Below are 16,089 nucleotides of genomic sequence, written 5' to 3'. Positions count from 1 at the left end.
AATCAGACGGTTGCGAACGGTACAGCCCTGCCGGAGTTCCATGACAATTCCGCAAGGGCGCACGCGCTGGTTGTCACGGGCGCCGGCTCGCCATAACCTTGGCCTTAACCTCAGAGGCTCGAAACCATGGTCACCCGCGTCGCCACCGTTGCCTTCGAGGGAATCGAGGCGCGTGCCGTCGACGTGCAGGTGCAGATCGCTCCCGGCGCCGTAGTTTTCATGGTGGTTGGTCTGGCCGACAAGGCCGTGGCGGAATCGCGGGAGCGCGTCCGCTCGGCCCTGATCGCATCGGGACTTGCGCTTCCGGCAAAGCGCATCACCGTCAACCTCGCTCCGGCGGACTTGCCGAAGGAGGGATCGCATTACGATCTACCCATCGCGCTCGCGGTGATGGCCGCCATTGGCGCGATCCCGCCCGATGCGCTCGCCGGATATTGCGTCCTCGGCGAGCTGGCCCTGGACGGCACGATCACAGCGGTGAACGGCGTCTTGCCCGCCGCCATGGCGGCGAATTCGCGGGGGCTCGGTCTGATCTGCCCGGCCGCGACGGGGCCCGAAGCGGCATGGGCCGGTGGCGACATGGACGTTCTGGCCCCGCGCTCACTGATCCAGCTCGCGAACCATTTCAAGGGCAGTCAGGTCATGGCACGCCCGGAGCCGGCCGTGGCCACGACCACGGGACGGCTGCCGGACCTTCGCGACATCAAGGGCCAGGAGGGAGCCAAACGTGCCCTGGAGATCGCCGCCGCCGGAGGCCACAATCTTCTGATGAATGGCCCGCCCGGTGCGGGTAAATCGATGCTCGCGGCCCGGCTTCCCTCCATCCTGCCGCCGCTCGGGCCCCGCGAGCTCCTCGAAGTCTCGATGATCCAGTCGGTGGCCGGTGAGTTGAAAGGCGGAGCTCTGTCGAACCGTCGGCCGTTCCGGCAACCTCACCATTCGGCGTCGATGGCTGCCCTCGTAGGGGGGGGTATCAATGCCCGCCCCGGCGAGGCCTCACTGGCGCATGGCGGCGTGCTGTTCCTCGACGAGCTTCCCGAGTTCACACCGCAGGTGCTCGATTCCCTGCGCCAGCCGATGGAAACCGGCGAGGTCATGATAGCCCGCGCCAATCACCGGGTGACGTACCCCGCGCGGTTCCAGCTGATTGCCGCCATGAATCCCTGTCGGTGCGGTCAGGCCCTGGAGCCGGGCTATGCCTGCCGGCGCGGACCCAACGACCGCTGCGTCGCCCAATATGGCGCGCGGATATCAGGGCCACTCCTCGATCGCATCGACTTGCGGATCGAAGTCGGTGCCGTCACGGCGGCCGATCTGATCTTGCCTACTCCGGCCGAAGGCTCGGCGGAGGCAGCGGCACGCGTCGCCTCGGCAAGGGCGCTGCAGGCCGCACGTTTCGCGGCGCACGGCCTGACCGGCGTCGTCACGAACGCGACCTGTCCGGTGCCGCTGATCGAGGAGATGGCGGCGCCTGATGCAGACGGTACGGCTCTGATCCGCAACGCGGCGGAGACGATGCGTCTCTCGGCACGAGGCTTCCACCGCGTATTGCGCGTGGCACGAACCTTGGCGGATCTCGACGGCGAAGAGCAGGTGCGCCGCCTCCACCTCGCCGAGGCCCTGTCCTATCGCGGCCGGGTCGAGCGACCCGTAGCCGCTTGAGCCCGACCGTCGCGCCTATCGTCCGTAGATGTCCTCGACGCGGATGATGTCGTCCTCACCGGTATAGGATCCGACTTGGACCTCGATGAGTTCGAGGGGGATCTTGCCCGGATTGGTGAGACGATGCATCGAACCGATGGGCAGGTACACGGCCTCGTTCTCGTGAACCAGCACGACGCGATCGTCCACGGTGACCTCGGCGGTCCCGCGAACCACGACCCAATGCTCGGCCCGGTGGAAATGCTTCTGCAGCGAGAGCCGCCCGCCCGGCGTCACCATGATGCGCTTCACCTGGAAGCGCTCGCCGATATCGATGCGCTGGTACCAACCCCAGGGGCGGAACATCCGACGATGCGCATCCGCCTCGGGATGGGCCTTTTCGCGCAACTGCGTGACCAGTTCCTTCACGAGGCCGGCTTTCGCCTTCGAGGTCACGAGGACGGCGTCCGGGGTCGAGACCACGACGACATCGTCGAGACCCACCACGGCAGTGAGATGCTCGCCTTCGCTATGCACGAGGCTACCGCGGGTCTCGACGAGTTCCACGCGACCGCGCACGGCGTTACCCAACGCATCACGGGGCAACACGTCCCAGACCGCGTCCCAGGTGCCGACATCGGACCAGGGGAAGGACACCGGCAAGACTCCGGCGCGATCGGTCCGCTCCATCACGGCATAATCGATCGAGGTCTTCGGCGCGCTTGCGAAGGCGGTAGCATCCAGGCGCAGGAAATCGAGATCGGTCGTCGCCCCATCGAGAGCGGCGCGGGTGGCGGCCAGGATTTCTGGAGCATAGGTCTCCAGCTCGGCCAGCATGACGTCGGCCCGGAACAGGAAGTAGCCGCTGTTCCATAAGGCGCCATCGGCGATCAGGCTTTCCGCTCCGTGACGGTTGGGCTTCTCCACGAAGCGACCGACCTCATACGCGCCTTCGACCCCGTCGATCGATGCGCCCTTGCGGATATAGCCATAGGCAGTGGACGGTGCGGTGGGCTCGATCCCCAGCGTCATGATCCGACCGGCCTGCGCGCCAACAGCGGCGGCGCGCGCAGCATCCACGAAGGCAGCCGTGTCGCCGATGACGTGATCGGCGGCCAGGATGAGCACTACCGCTTCCGGGTCGCGCCGGGCGGCATGGAGGGCGGCGACCGCGACGGCCGCGGCTGAGTCGCGCCGCTCGGGCTCGAGAACGATGTCCGCCTGGACTTCGGCCTGAAGCAGCTGTTCGGCTACGATGAAGCGGGCGTCGCTGCTGGTGATGATCGTCGGCCGCGAGAAGGCGGTTCCATCCGCGACGCGACGGGCCGTGTCCTGGAAGGTCGAACTATCGGCATTCACGAGCGGCGTGAACTGCTTCGGCATGCTCTCGCGGGAGGCGGGCCACAATCGCGTACCGGAGCCACCGCATAGGATGACCGGATGGATGAGGGCGGAAAATCCTGAGGCCATCGGCGTCAACTCACAATTTCAGGTTCAGTACGATGCCGGGAAATACGATCTTGCTGCGCCGCAACCAACCCGTTGCGGGGCAAAATATGCGACGGACGCGATTAGGGCAGGAGGTGAGCGTCCGGCAATGGCCTCGAAGTTATCTTCATGAATTCCGATGCAGCAATACGGTCATCCTACTCGGCGGCCTGCCGCGCGCTGTAGCCAAGCCTGCCGCTTAATTCCTCGATCAGCTTCACGGCTGCTTCAGCAATGACCGTGCCGGGCGGAAAGATCGCTGATGCGCCAGCGGCATAGAGCGCCGGATAGTCACCCGGGGGGATCACGCCGCCGATCACGATCATCACGTCGCCGCGTCCCTGTTCAGTCAGCGCCGCCTTCAATTCGGGCACCAGCGTCAGGTGGCCGGCGGCGAGAGACGAAACGCCGACGATGTGGACGTCGTTCTCCACAGCTTGTCGTGCGGCTTCGGCCGGAGTGGCGAAGAGTGGGCCGATATCGACGTCGAAACCGAGATCGGCGAAGGCCGACGCAATGACCTTCTGGCCACGGTCGTGCCCGTCCTGGCCCATCTTGGCGACGAGGATGCGCGGGCGCCGCCCGTCATTCTCCTCGAAGGTCTCCACGAGCTGACGAACGGTCTCGACCACCGGCGACATGCCACCTACCTCTCGCTTGTAGACACCCGAGATCGAGCGGATCTCGGCGCGATGCCGGCCCCAGGCCTTCTCCAGGGCGTCGGAAATCTCTCCCACCGTGGCCTTCGCGCGGGCAGCCTCGACACCTAGCGCCAGGAGATTGCCCTCTCCCTGGGCGGCTGCGGTCAGTGCCGCCAGCGCGGCATCGACATCGGCCTGATTGCGCTCGGCGCGCAGCCGCTTGAGCTTGTCGATCTGCAGCATACGGACATTGCCGTTGTCGACGCGCATCAACTCGATGGCGCGATCGTCCTCGGGCTTGAATTTGTTGACACCGACGATGGTCTGACGGCCGGAATCGATCCGCGCCTGGGCGCGGGCCGCCGCTTCCTCAATGCGCAGTTTGGGGATGCCGGCCTCGATGGCCTTTGCCATACCGCCCAATTCCTCGACTTCGCGCAGGTGCTCCCAGGCGCGGGCGACGATGTCCTGGGTGAGCTTCTCCACATAGTAGGAGCCGCCCCACGGGTCGACGATGCGCGTCGTGCCGCTCTCCTGCTGCAGGAAAAGCTGGGTGTTGCGGGCGATGCGAGCCGAGAAGTCGGTGGGGAGCGCGAGTGCTTCGTCGAGGGCGTTGGTGTGAAGCGACTGGGTGCCGCCCTGCGTCGCGGCCATCGCCTCGATGCACGTGCGGGTGACGTTGTTGAACACGTCCTGTGCGGTCAGAGACCAGCCCGATGTCTGGCTGTGGGTGCGCAGGGGGAGGGATTTATCCGTCTTCGGCTCGAACTCCTTCACGAGCTTGGCCCAGATCAGGCGCGCCGCCCGCATCTTGGCGATCTCCATGAAGAAGTTCGTCGAGATCGCCCAGAAGAACGACAGTCGCGGGGCAAACTTGTCGATGGTGAGCCCGGCGGCGAGACCCGCCTTGATGTACTCGACGCCGTCGGCGAGCGTGTAGGCGAGTTCGAGGTCGTTCGTCGCCCCGGCTTCCTGCATGTGGTAGCCGGAGATCGAGATCGAATTGAACTTCGGCATATGGGCAGAGGTGTAGGCGAAGATATCACCGATGATCCGCATCGAGCCCGCCGGCGGGTAGATGTACGTGTTGCGGACCATGAACTCCTTGAGAATGTCGTTCTGGATCGTGCCCGCGAGTTTCTCGGGCGGCACGCCCTGCTCTTCGGCCGCCACGATGTAGAGGGCGAGGATCGGCAGCACCGCGCCGTTCATCGTCATCGACACGGTCATCTCGTCCAGCGGGATGCCCGAGAAGAGCGTCCGCATGTCGTAGATCGAATCGATCGCCACGCCGGCCATGCCGACATCGCCCGAGACACGCGGGTGATCGGAATCGTAGCCGCGGTGGGTAGCGAGATCGAAGGCGACCGACAGGCCCTTCTGTCCGGCGGCGAGGTTGCGCCGGTAGAATGCGTTCGAATCCTCGGCCGTGGAGAAGCCGGCATATTGCCGGATCGTCCAGGGCTGGGTCACGTACATGGTCGGGTAGGGGCCGCGCAGGTAGGGCGCCACACCCGGATAGGTATGGAGAAACTCGATCCCCTCGCGATCCTCCGGCCCGTATACGCCCTTCACCGGGATGCCCTCGGGCGTCATCCATGGCTCGCCCGCCGGCGGCACGGGCGCCGTGAAGGCATCTGCCGCGTATGGGACGTTCGCGAAATCGGGGATACGGGACGTCATGTGATCGAACTCGTGCGGCGGCGTTTGGGGAAGCATTATAGTGAAGCATCGGCTTCGGGCTATCCCTCTCAAATCCATTTTGAGAAACAGTGACGTCATCGGACCCGTCGGTCCGGGTTCGACGAGCGGGACAATCTCGTCACGGTCGGCGATATCGCGGTGCCGGGCCGGTGCGGCTTTCGAGCCATCCGAGACGCTCGTCGATCATCTCGCGCAGCCTGTCGCGTCGCCTCGAGGCGCTCCAGCAGGTATCGGGACAACTCGGCGCCTCGCCCTCGAAGGCACCCACCACGGCGAGAACGACGAGGACGAGCCCGAGGAGGAGACCGGCCACGACAGGCCAGGCGAAACAGAGCCCGACGAGCAGGGCTAGCCCGCCCTTGAGCAAGAGGGAGCCGGCGAGCTTCAGCTTCACCAAGGCGGCGAAGCTGGCGCCGCCGCCGAGAGCCCCACGGACACCGCGCATGGCCACGGCGCGTACGCGGCGGCGTTCGAGCAGAACCTGAAGCCGGGCGAGGTTCCGCCGCACGCGGCGCGTTTCGGGATCGGTTTCGTCGGACAACGTGTGGATCGTCAAACGGTCGGTCCCTCGCGCGATCGATAAGGCCGAGCCTCGATGTGGGCCTGGTCTCCATTCGGGTAAAGGGAGACCGCAAAAGCTTCGGGACAGCCACCGTGACAGACATTCCGACCGCCAGCGCGGCCCGCCTATGGCGCCCCATTGCCCGGTTCGTCGCCATCGAGGCGCGGGTCGGCGCCTGGGCTCTGGCACGTGGACCTCTGGTGGCCGGGGTCTACGAGTTCCTGCGTTTCGGCATCAAGCAGGGATGGGCCTGCCTGTTCGGCGGATTGCTGTGCGCCCTCCTGATCGGCAGCTACCTGTTCTATCCCGCCCAGGTCACGCTGAGCCGATACGACATGCTGACCCTCTCGGCCGTGATGATCCAGGTCGCCCTTCTCGCCCTGCGCATGGAGACCTGGGAGGAGGCGAAGGTGATCGCGCTCTTCCATGTGGTCGGCACGGTGATGGAGATCTTCAAGACCGCCGTTGGGTCATGGATCTACCCGGAGGCCAGCCTGCTCCGCATCGCCGGCGTGCCGCTCTTCACGGGCTTCATGTATGCGAGCATCGGCTCCTACATCGCCCGGGTGTGGCGCCTGTTCGATTTCCGCTTCACCCACCATCCCGGCACCGGTGCGACGCTTCTGCTGGCCACGGCGATCTACCTTAACTTTTTCACGCACCACTACGTAACGGACATCCGCCTCGGGTTGTTCGCGGCGACGGCCCTGCTGTTCGGCCGAACCTGGGTGCATTTCAAGGTCTGGCGGGTACACCGGCGGATGCCGCTTCTCCTGGGCTTCCTGCTCGTCGCCCTGTTCATCTGGCTCGCCGAGAACATCGGTACCGGAACGCGGGTCTGGCTCTATCCGAACCAGGTATCGACCTGGGCGATGGTTTCCTGGCCGAAGCTTGGTTCCTGGTACCTCCTGATGATCGTTTCCTACGTTCTGGTCTCCCTCGTGAACAAGCCGGAGGTTTATCGGGACGGCGAGATCGAACGGGGAAATTACAAACAATAGCGACTGGCTTTCTTCAGTGTTTGGCAAGATCGGGCGGGCTAAGCCCGTCTGAGCCATGAGGAACCCCGTTCATGAGTGATTCCATCGCCGGCCTCGCGCAGTCGATCGTCTCGAACCAGAGCGCTGCGACGCGCGAGTCGATGCAGACGACCTTCATACGCAAGCAAGGTGAGAGTGATCGGGCCATCGCCCAGCTCTTGCAGCAATCCGCCGATCAACAGAAGGCCATTCTTCCCGAAGGCCAAGGCGCAGTCGTGGACCGGCAGGTCTGAGCCCCGGTTACCTCCGGTGGGAGAGGCCGGATGAGCGCCCGCATTGGGGCAGGTCATCCGGCAGGATGAGTCGTGCGTGTCGCCAGGGGCCGAAAACGTAACGAACAGCCCGGCTCGGTTCACGACAGATCGGGACGTCCGCCGTGCGGCGCGGTCGGTTCCGCGCCGGCGGCTGGGTCTTCCTGGCCTCGTCAGGAGGCCGCGAGAGGCCGCATCACCTCAGTTGAGATAGGTGCGGATCCAGTTCGGCGAGAGGATTTCGCCTTCCTCGGTGATGATCCACGGCTGCTTTGCCGGGTCGGTCAGGGCGCCTGCGGCGGCCTCGATCGCCTCGCGAAGGGTGCCGTAGCGCGCGGGCTGAGCCAGCGGCGCCGGGACGGGGGTGGTCCGCCAGATCGTTAGATCGGCGGGACGTTCGAGGGCTTCGGTTTCCATAGCGATGTTTTCCTTGAACCTGAGAGGGTCGTTCCCCGCGGGTCTGTGCTGCTGGGCCAGCATTCGGTGCAGCCAGCGCGGGACGTGTTTCCGTGAGAATGGAAGCATCTCTAGGGCAGCTTTGCGATCAATTTGGGCATTGCCATGATGAGTATGGCAGACCCGATCCTTTATCCCCCGCCTTAAACATCATGTTTTGAACACAAAGCTTGAGGCGGCTGCCCTGGGACGCCCTCTTTTTATGATGAAGAGTTGAGGGTGACAGTGCTGATTGAACTTGTAGCTTGAACCTTGGGACGGAACCGTGTGCCCGCGCACCCGGATCGTGCCGCCCGTGAAAACAGTTGAACGGAGATGGGTGACCGACCAGTTAATGCGACGGACGCAGTCCAGAATTTTTCCAAAGCTGTGAAAGGGATGTGACATGTCGGATCGCTTTGGCCGCATGGCGATCACGGCGGCCCTGGTGCTCATGGCGCTCTACGTCGGACAGCCCTATGTGGCGGCGCTCCTGTTCTCGGCTGAAACTCCTCGAGCGATCACGGCCCGGGGGGATCTGGCCCCATCCGAAACGTCCACCGCGACCTTGTTCGAGCGCGCGAGCCCGTCGGTCGTGCATGTCTTCGCCCAGGCCGCTGCCCAGGGGCGTTCCCTGATGAGCCCCGATTCCGAGGAGGGCGAAGGGGGCAACGGCGCGCAGACGGGCACGGGCTTCGTTTGGGATGCCGCCGGGCACGTGGTCACCAACAATCACGTAGTGGCGGGCGCGGCCCAAAGGGGTGGCTCGGTGTCCGTCCGCCTATCCTCGGGGGAGGTCCGCCCAGCGACGATCGTCGGGACCGCGCCGAGCTACGACCTCGCCGTGCTTCGCCTCGGCGGCACCGGTGTCGTTCCGCCGCCCCTGGCCATCGGTACCTCGGCGGATCTCAAGGTCGGGCAAGCGGCCTTCGCCATCGGCAACCCGTTCGGCCTCGACCATACCCTCACGACGGGCGTCATCAGCGCTCTTCGTCGCCGCCTCCCGACGGGGGAGGGGAGGGAGTTGTCCGGCGTGATCCAGACCGACGCCGCGATCAATCCCGGCAATTCCGGGGGGCCGCTCCTCGATTCCGCGGGGCGACTCGTGGGCGTCAACACGGCGATCTATTCTCCCTCGGGTGCCAGCGCCGGCATCGGCTTCGCGATCCCCGTGGACGTGGTGAACCGGGTCGTGCCCGAACTCATCCGCAACGGCCGCACCCGCAATCCGGGCATCGGCATCATCGCCGGTCAGGAAGCGACCGCCGCGCGTCTCGGGATCGACGGCGTCGTGGTCCTGCGGGTCCTGCGCGGATCGCCGGCCGCCGAGGCCGGATTGCGCGGTGTCGATGTCCAGACCGGTACGATCGGCGATGTCATCGTCGGAGCCGGCGGTCAGCCGGTGCACCGCCTCGCCGATCTCACCGCCGCGATGGAGGCGGCGGGCATCGGCAAGGCCGTCGATCTCGCCGTCGAGCGGGACGGCCGCATCCGCAAGGTGAAGGTCATCACGGCGGATGTGGCCGAGACGCGGCAATAAGGCTTTCCCAGGCCGGGCTGTCATAAAGGCCGTTTCCGGTGCAGTAGGGTTGAAACCGCGCCGAACGACAACACGCAAGACACCGCAATGACGACGAAGGCCCGCCTGTTCCGATCCCTCGTCTGCGTCGCGCTCGTGCTCGGCGTGATGCCGGCCGGAGCGAGGGACGCGTCGCGGCGCCTATGCCCCGACGATGCTCCCGAGGGGGTTCGCATCCCGCCGCGCGACACGTGTCCGGATCGCAGCGCCGAGGACGTGGGAGCGCAGGGCGGCTTCCACCGGATCGGCGATGTCCAGGTCAGGATCGGCGGACGGGTCACGCTCGACCACGACATGCGCCGATGACCATCCTTGCCGCCCTCGCGGCCCTGTTCGTCCTGTGGTGGTACGCCAAGACCGCCAAGCCCCACCTCGTCCGGCGCATGGGTCGGCTGATCACGCCGCGACTGGCGAGACGGATCGGCGGCTATGTCTTGCTCGCCCTGGCCGGCGTGGCTGCGGTTCGTGGTCGGATCGAACTCGCGATCCTGTTCGGGGGCGTCGCGTTCTGGTTCCTCGACGGTGTCGACGCCGTGGTCGCCCGGCTTCGCGGCCTGTTCAGGCGCGCATCCGTCTCGCGGCCCACGATCGTGCTGTTCGAGGTGATGCCCGATGGGCGGACCGCTGACGGGATCGTCCAGATCGGTCCCTATGCCGGGCGGCGCCTGTCGCAGCTTCCTGAAGCGGCGCTGATGCAGATCCTCGCCGTCTGCCGCAAGGCTGACCGCATCGCCGCGCGCCGTTTACAGACGTATCTCGACGGCAGAACGGCCGCCGGGCGTGAAGACGCTGAGAGAGATTCCGACGCGCGGTCGCGCCGTCCGCCGGATCCAGGGGCGATGACGCAAGAGGAGGCCCACCAGATCCTGGGGCTTCAGAGCGGGGCGACCCTGCAGCAGATCCGCACGGCTCATCGCACGCTGATGAAACGGTGGCATCCCGACCAGGGCGGAACGGTCGAGGGGGCTTCGCGCATCAACGCGGCCCGAGACAGGCTTGTGAGCCGACATCGCTGATACTCCACGCGCGTTGCCAGAAAAATGCTCGATCGGACCCGGCCGGCGAACAGCCGACTGGGTTCGGCGAGGACGCAAATGGCGTCGTCACCGATGTCAGGAGGGCTTCCAGCTTCTGAAAAGCTAAGCCGTCGCGATGGCGGGTTTCAGCTTCGCGTGGCGAAGCAGTTGAAGCCGTTGCGCTTCAGGGTCGAGCAGGCGTCCTGCGCGGCTTCCTGTTCGCTGAAGCCCGAGAACCGAGCCCGGTAGAGGGTGGCGCCGCCATGATCGACCCTGACCGTGTAGGGCGAGGCCTTGGACAGGGCGCTTCCGGCCCGGCTGCGCGCCTCGGAAAGCATCGACTTCGCCTTGTCTTCGTCGTCCATGGCGCCGAGTTGGATCACCCAGGCGGTAGGCGTGACGCGGCTCGTGGACGCTGACTTCGGGGCGGGCTCGGGCCGGGCGCCATCGACCGATGCGAGACGTGCATCCGACTTGCCGCTGGGCGAAGCCTTGGTTCCGGGGAAAGCGGCGGGTGCGCTGCTCGGTGCATAGGCCTGAGCCGAGGCCGGGAGAGCGCCGCTCCGCCACTTGGCACCGGCACTTCCAGGGGTCGTGGTCTGGCGCGGGCTGATGTCGAGAGGTTGGGTCGAGGCGGTGGTCTCCACCTCGATCTCCTCGTCGTCGGCCGAGGCGACCTGAGTGCGCGTCCGCGACGTGGCGTCCGCCACCACGGCCGGGCGGCCACGCTCGGCGACTTCCGTCACCGCCGGTGCCTGGCGGTTGCCGGCATAGGCGCGCGGCAGGTTCGCCCGGACGAGATCGGCCATGATGCGGTCGCGGCTGGCACCGGACTTTCCGCCGAGCACGATCGCCACGATCTGGCGGTCGTCGGACTTGGCGGCGGTCATCAGGTTGAAGCCGGAATCGCGGGTGTAGCCGGTCTTGATGCCGTCCACGCCTTCGACATTGCCCAGGAGCCGGTTGTGGTTGCCGATGACCCGGCCGCGGAAGGCGAAGGAGCGGGTCTGGAAGTACTTGTAGTAGCGCGGAAACCGGTCCTGGATCGCCCGGGCGAGGATGGTCAGGTCGCGCGCCGTGGTGATCTGGTCCGCATCGGGCAGGCCCGAGGCGTTGGCGTAGTTGGTCCGGGACATTCCCAGGGCCTGTGCCTTGCGGGTCATCATCTCGGCGAATTTCGGCTCCGAGCCGGCAATGTTCTCGCCGATGGCGCAGGCCACGTCATTGGCGGATTTCGTCACGATCGCCTTGATCGCGTCCTCCACCTCAATCGTCGAGCCGGGCCGGAGACCGAGCTTGGACGGCGGCCGGGCGGCGGCGAATGCCGAGATGGTCAGGGGCGAGTCGAGGTTGAAACGGCCACGCTCGAGCTGTTCGAACAGCATGTAGAGCGTCATCACCTTCGTGATCGACGCCGGGTGGCGGAGGGAATCCTCATTGACCGCATGCAGGGTGCGGCCCGTCTTCACATCGACCACCATGGCGGCGTAGGGCGGGTTGTAGCCCCCGCCACCGCCCCGGTGATGGTGCCCACGACGCGCATCGGCGGGCGAGGCGATGGCCGTGAGAACAGCTGCGGCCGTAATCAGGGCCGGCAGTCCATGGGTCGTCCGGGAGCGACTCGGAACGCTACGCATCGCGACGGGGTGTCCTCGACAACCAACCCTGAGGTCGGCTTGCACTGCATCATCACTGCAAGGCCGGCGAACGTGCCGCCGTGCCCTCGCAACATCTGTCAATCAGGCTAGGTCGACGCGGTTACGGCCCGGTTAATGCCACGGCATCAATTTGCTCGCTTTCGCTGCGGTGCAATATAAATCTTGACGACCCATGGTGCATTGCACATAAAGAAGGCGTTGGTCGATTCCGCGGGTCGGGGAACCGGCCTTGTCGACATCCGGCCCCAGAGGAATGCCCGCAAGGGTATCTCGCATCCCATGACTTTCCAGCCCTTCGACAAGATCCCCGCTTTCGACAAGTCCGGCTTCGATTCGGCGATGAAGAGCGTGTCGCTCGTCGCCCGGACGAACCAGACCGTCGGCACCGAGATGGCGGACTTCACCAAGCAGTCCTTCGAGCATGGCACCGCCACGATGAAGAAGCTGTCTGAGGCGAAGACCCCTCAGAGCGCCATGGAAATCCAGGCCGAGTTCATGAAGGCGTCCTACGAGCGCATGGTCGCTCAAGCGAAGCTGGTCGGCGGCCTGTATGCCGAGCTCGCCAAGGAGATCGGCAAGCCGCTCGAGGGCCTGACCAAGATCAAGCTTCCCGCTACCAACTGAGCGTCCGTCCGGCGTTGGAGCCGGCGACGACAAGAATGATATGCCAAAGGGTGATCGAGCGACGGCTCGGTCGCCCTTTTTCGTGCGTCATCGCACCTTCCTGCGGCATTGCCGGGTAAAGTCCGCCCGGCGGCAGGCGTTCACCGCGCCACGTACCGGACAAGTGCGCGCAGGCGACTGGCGAAGTCGGGAAACGGCCTATAGATTGATGGTGAAGCAGGCGCGCGGCGCCAGCGTGCAGTCGGGAAGCCGGTGGGGTCTCACAATCCGCGTCCGGGCTTCTCTGCCACAAATGGGGTCGATGCTATTCCGATGTCCGACGACCCGATGCGTTGTCTGGTCTCCCTCAATACGGATCACAGCGGCGCCGCCACGACCGCTGGGCTTGATGGCGCGATCCCTGACGATCCTTCGACTCCGCGCGCAGCCGATCCCATTGGACCGGGCGGTAATGACGATGGTCGCTCGGGGACTGCGATCATCACTCGGACCAAACCCAAGACGAAACGGCCGAGCCTGTACCGCGTACTCCTTCTCAACGACGATTACACGCCGATGGAGTTCGTCGTGCACGTAGTCGAGAAATTTTTCAACAAATCACAGGCCGATGCCTACCAGATCATGATGCACGTGCATCAGAATGGCGTCGGCGAGTGCGGGATCTTTACCTATGAGGTGGCGGAGACCAAGGTGACGCAGGTCATGGACTTCGCGCGCAAACACCAACATCCTCTCCAGTGCGTCATGGAAAAAAAATAGGCACTTCACACGAGGACCCGCTTTTGCCCAGCTTCTCTCGCAGCCTAGAACAAGCTCTCCACCGCGCCCTGGCGCTCGCCGGCGAGCGTCGGCACGAATATGCGACGCTGGAGCATCTGCTCCTCGCCCTGGTGGACGACCAGGACGCCGCGGCCGTCATGCGCGCCTGCAACGTCGAGGTCGACACGCTGAAACGCAGCCTCGTCGAGTATGTGGACACCGAACTCGCCAACCTGATCGGCGATGGGCGCCAGGATGCCAAGCCGACGGCGGGTTTCCAGCGGGTGATCCAGCGCGCGGTGATCCACGTCCAGTCCTCCGGCCGGGAAGAAGTGACCGGGGCCAACGTGCTCGTGGCGATCTTCGCCGAGCGCGAGAGCCATGCCGCCTATTTCCTGCAGGAGCAGGACATGACCCGCTACGACGCGGTCAACTACATCAGCCATGGCATCGCCAAGCGCCCCGGCGCGTCCGAGCCGAAGCCCGTCCGTGGCGCGGAGGAGGAGCCTTCCACCGAGCGTCCGAGCGGCGAGGAGACGGAGAACCGCACCAAGAAGAAGGGCGATGCGCTTGAGGCTTACTGCGTCAATCTCAACAAGAAGGCACGCGATGGCCGGATCGATCCGCTGATCGGTCGTGAGAGCGAGGTCCAGCGCACCATCCAGATCCTGTGCCGCCGTCAGAAGAACAATCCGCTGCTCGTGGGCGACCCGGGTGTCGGCAAGACCGCCATTGCCGAAGGACTGGCGCGCAAGATCATCAACAAGGAAGTGCCGGAAGTTCTCATCGACGCAACGGTGTTCTCCCTCGACATGGGCACCCTGCTCGCAGGCACGCGCTATCGTGGCGACTTCGAGGAGCGGCTCAAGCAGGTGATGAAGGAGATCGAGGCGCACCCGAACGCGGTGCTCTTCATTGACGAGATCCACACCGTCATCGGCGCCGGCGCGACTTCCGGCGGTGCGATGGACGCGTCGAACTTGCTCAAGCCCGCTTTGGCCAACGGCTCGCTCCGCTGCATCGGCTCGACCACCTATAAGGAGTACCGTCAGTACTTCGAAAAGGACCGCGCCCTGGTGCGCCGGTTTCAGAAGATCGACGTCAACGAGCCGTCGATCCCGGACGCCATCGAGATCGTGAAGGGTCTCAAGCCCTATTTCGAGGAATTTCACAAACTCAAATACACGACCGAGGCCGTGAAAGCCGCCGTCGAGTTGTCTGCGCGCTACATCAACGACCGCAAGTTGCCGGACAAGGCGATCGACGTGATCGACGAGACCGGCGCGTCGCAGATGCTCGTACCGGAAGCTCGCCGCAAGCGGACGATTGGGGTGAAGGAAATCGAAGCGACCATCGCGACGATGGCACGTATCCCGGCAAAGACCGTCTCGAAGGACGATGCGGCGGTTCTCAAGAACCTCACTGAGAACCTGAAGCGCGTTGTCTACGGGCAGACGGATGCCATCGAGGCTCTCACCTCGGCGATCAAGTTGGCGCGCGCCGGCTTGCGCGATCCGGACAAGCCGATCGGCTCGTACCTGTTCGCCGGGCCCACCGGTGTCGGCAAGACGGAAGCGGCCAAGCAGCTCGCTTCGTCACTCGGCATCGAGATGATCCGTTTCGACATGTCGGAATACATGGAGCGCCACACGGTCAGCCGTCTCATCGGCGCTCCGCCCGGCTATGTCGGCTTCGATCAGGGCGGGTTGCTCACTGACGGGATCGACCAGCATCCGCATTGCGTGCTGCTGCTGGACGAGATCGAGAAGGCCCATCCCGACCTCTTCAACATCCTGTTGCAGGTGATGGACCACGGCAAGCTCACCGACCACAACGGCAAGCAGGTGGATTTCCGCAACGTCATCATCATCATGACGACGAATGCGGGCGCATCGGACATGGCGAAGTCGGCCTACGGCTTCACCCAGGCCAAGCGCACGGGAGACGACGTCGAGGCGATCAACAAGCTCTTCGCGCCGGAATTCCGGAACCGCCTCGACTCGATCATCTCGTTCGGACATCTGCCGAAGGACGTGGTGGCCAAGGTTGTCGACAAGTTCGTGCTCCAGCTCGAGGCGCAGCTGGCCGACCGCAACGTGACCATCGAACTCTCGGACGAGGCGCGCGAGTGGTTGACCGAGAACGGTTACGACGAGGCGATGGGTGCCCGGCCCATGGCACGCCTGATCCAGACCACGATCAAGACGCCGCTCGCCGATGAGGTCCTGTTCGGACGCCTCAAGGATGGCGGCGCGGTTCGGGTTGTGCTGAAGAAGGCCGAGGAAGGTGTGACGCTGGCGCAGAAAGACGCGCTGGCCTTCGAGTTCCCGGCCGGACCCGTGACACCGAAACCGGAGAAGGACGTGACCAATGCCGGCGGCAAGCGCAAGCGCAGCCGGGCCAAGGCCGCTCCGCGAAAGAAGGAAGAGGCGAAGAAGGACGACAAGGGTGGTTCGGGCGGTGTCCGCACGGTACCGAAAGTTCCTCTCGTCCGGGCCTGATCGCACCGAAGCTCTGCCGAACGGGGCGCGTCTTCCTTACGAGGAAGGCGCGCCCCGTTCGGCGTTCGGGCTGAAAATGCGCGGTCCTGCTGTCGACATGCGCGGGCTCGGTCGCTAGCTAGCGCCTTTGAGTAAATGCATCAGCGCACGTTCGGCCGTGACACCTTCGAGGGGCTCGCCGAGCAACGTC

14 protein-coding genes are annotated in these 16,089 nt (G+C 65.2%); 9 read left to right on the top strand and 5 right to left on the bottom strand.

Going from position 1 to position 16,089, the window contains the following annotated elements; genetic code table 11:
• Positions 1 to 126: 126 nt before the first annotated feature.
• Entirely contained in the window at positions 127 to 1,662 is a 1,536-nt protein-coding gene (locus A3OM_RS0116055) for a YifB family Mg chelatase-like AAA ATPase (RefSeq protein WP_018044787.1), read from the top strand.
• Between the two features lie 15 nt (positions 1,663 to 1,677).
• Here A3OM_RS0116055 and A3OM_RS0116050 read toward each other — a convergent pair whose 3' ends face one another.
• The 3 genes from A3OM_RS0116050 to A3OM_RS0116040 form a co-directional block, all read right to left on the bottom strand.
• Positions 1,678 to 3,111, bottom strand: a complete 1,434-nt coding sequence (locus A3OM_RS0116050; RefSeq protein ID WP_026176106.1) for a mannose-1-phosphate guanylyltransferase/mannose-6-phosphate isomerase — start codon at positions 3,109 to 3,111, stop codon at positions 1,678 to 1,680.
• A gap of 176 nt (positions 3,112 to 3,287) precedes the next feature.
• A complete protein-coding gene (gene scpA, locus A3OM_RS0116045) occupies positions 3,288 to 5,453 on the bottom strand; it encodes a methylmalonyl-CoA mutase (protein ID WP_026176105.1) in 2,166 nt (721 codons plus the stop codon).
• A gap of 139 nt (positions 5,454 to 5,592) precedes the next feature.
• Entirely contained in the window at positions 5,593 to 6,015 is a 423-nt protein-coding gene (locus A3OM_RS0116040) for a hypothetical protein (protein ID WP_043764814.1), read from the bottom strand.
• Positions 6,016 to 6,128: 113 nt separating this feature from the next.
• Between A3OM_RS0116040 and A3OM_RS0116035 the strand changes: the two genes are divergently transcribed.
• The gene (locus A3OM_RS0116035) at positions 6,129 to 7,037 is read left to right on the top strand and encodes a DUF817 domain-containing protein (protein ID WP_051074422.1); all 909 of its coding nucleotides are present in this window, start codon (positions 6,129 to 6,131) and stop codon (positions 7,035 to 7,037) included.
• 71 nt (positions 7,038 to 7,108) lie between these two features.
• On the top strand, positions 7,109 to 7,309 hold the full coding sequence (locus A3OM_RS0116030) for a hypothetical protein (RefSeq protein ID WP_018044782.1): 201 nt from the start codon (positions 7,109 to 7,111) through the stop codon (positions 7,307 to 7,309).
• Between the two features lie 219 nt (positions 7,310 to 7,528).
• Here A3OM_RS0116030 and A3OM_RS0116025 read toward each other — a convergent pair whose 3' ends face one another.
• On the bottom strand, positions 7,529 to 7,744 hold the full coding sequence (locus A3OM_RS0116025; protein ID WP_018044781.1) for a hypothetical protein: 216 nt from the start codon (positions 7,742 to 7,744) through the stop codon (positions 7,529 to 7,531).
• Positions 7,745 to 8,168: 424 nt separating this feature from the next.
• Between A3OM_RS0116025 and A3OM_RS0116020 the strand changes: the two genes are divergently transcribed.
• The 3 genes from A3OM_RS0116020 (at position 8,169) to A3OM_RS0116010 (ending at position 10,357) form a co-directional block, all read left to right on the top strand.
• The gene (locus A3OM_RS0116020) at positions 8,169 to 9,302 is read left to right on the top strand and encodes a trypsin-like peptidase domain-containing protein (RefSeq protein WP_018044780.1); all 1,134 of its coding nucleotides are present in this window, start codon (positions 8,169 to 8,171) and stop codon (positions 9,300 to 9,302) included.
• Positions 9,303 to 9,389: 87 nt separating this feature from the next.
• Entirely contained in the window at positions 9,390 to 9,647 is a 258-nt protein-coding gene (locus A3OM_RS0116015) for a hypothetical protein (protein ID WP_018044779.1), read from the top strand.
• Entirely contained in the window at positions 9,644 to 10,357 is a 714-nt protein-coding gene (locus A3OM_RS0116010) for a DnaJ domain-containing protein (RefSeq protein WP_018044778.1), read from the top strand. The genes A3OM_RS0116015 and A3OM_RS0116010 overlap by 4 nt, the downstream gene beginning before the upstream one ends.
• Positions 10,358 to 10,503: 146 nt before the next feature.
• On the opposite strand, the gene A3OM_RS0116005 is transcribed toward A3OM_RS0116010, so the two are convergent.
• Positions 10,504 to 11,994 (bottom strand): SPOR domain-containing protein, encoded by a 1,491-nt coding sequence (locus A3OM_RS0116005; protein ID WP_018044777.1) that lies wholly within the window; start codon positions 11,992 to 11,994, stop codon positions 10,504 to 10,506.
• A 300-nt stretch (positions 11,995 to 12,294) separates the two neighbouring features.
• Here A3OM_RS0116005 and A3OM_RS24215 point away from each other — a divergent pair, with 300 nt between their 5' ends.
• The 3 genes from A3OM_RS24215 to clpA all read left to right on the top strand — a co-directional run bounded on the left by A3OM_RS24215 (position 12,295) and on the right by clpA (position 15,899).
• Entirely contained in the window at positions 12,295 to 12,639 is a 345-nt protein-coding gene (locus tag A3OM_RS24215) for a phasin family protein (protein ID WP_051074421.1), read from the top strand.
• A 312-nt stretch (positions 12,640 to 12,951) separates the two neighbouring features.
• Positions 12,952 to 13,398 carry an ATP-dependent Clp protease adapter ClpS gene (gene clpS, locus A3OM_RS0115995; RefSeq protein ID WP_018044775.1) on the top strand — a complete coding sequence of 149 codons (447 nt, stop codon included), beginning with the start codon at positions 12,952 to 12,954 and terminating at the stop codon, positions 13,396 to 13,398.
• A gap of 23 nt (positions 13,399 to 13,421) precedes the next feature.
• Positions 13,422 to 15,899: an ATP-dependent Clp protease ATP-binding subunit ClpA gene (gene clpA, locus A3OM_RS0115990; protein ID WP_018044774.1), complete on the top strand. Its 2,478-nt coding sequence runs from the start codon at positions 13,422 to 13,424 to the stop codon at positions 15,897 to 15,899.
• The last annotated feature ends 190 nt before the right edge of the window (positions 15,900 to 16,089 follow it).

The organism is Methylobacterium sp. 88A, from assembly GCF_000376345.1.
Classification (GTDB): domain Bacteria; phylum Pseudomonadota; class Alphaproteobacteria; order Rhizobiales; family Beijerinckiaceae; genus Methylobacterium; species Methylobacterium bullatum.
This window is presented reverse-complemented; position numbering and strand designations above follow the sequence as displayed.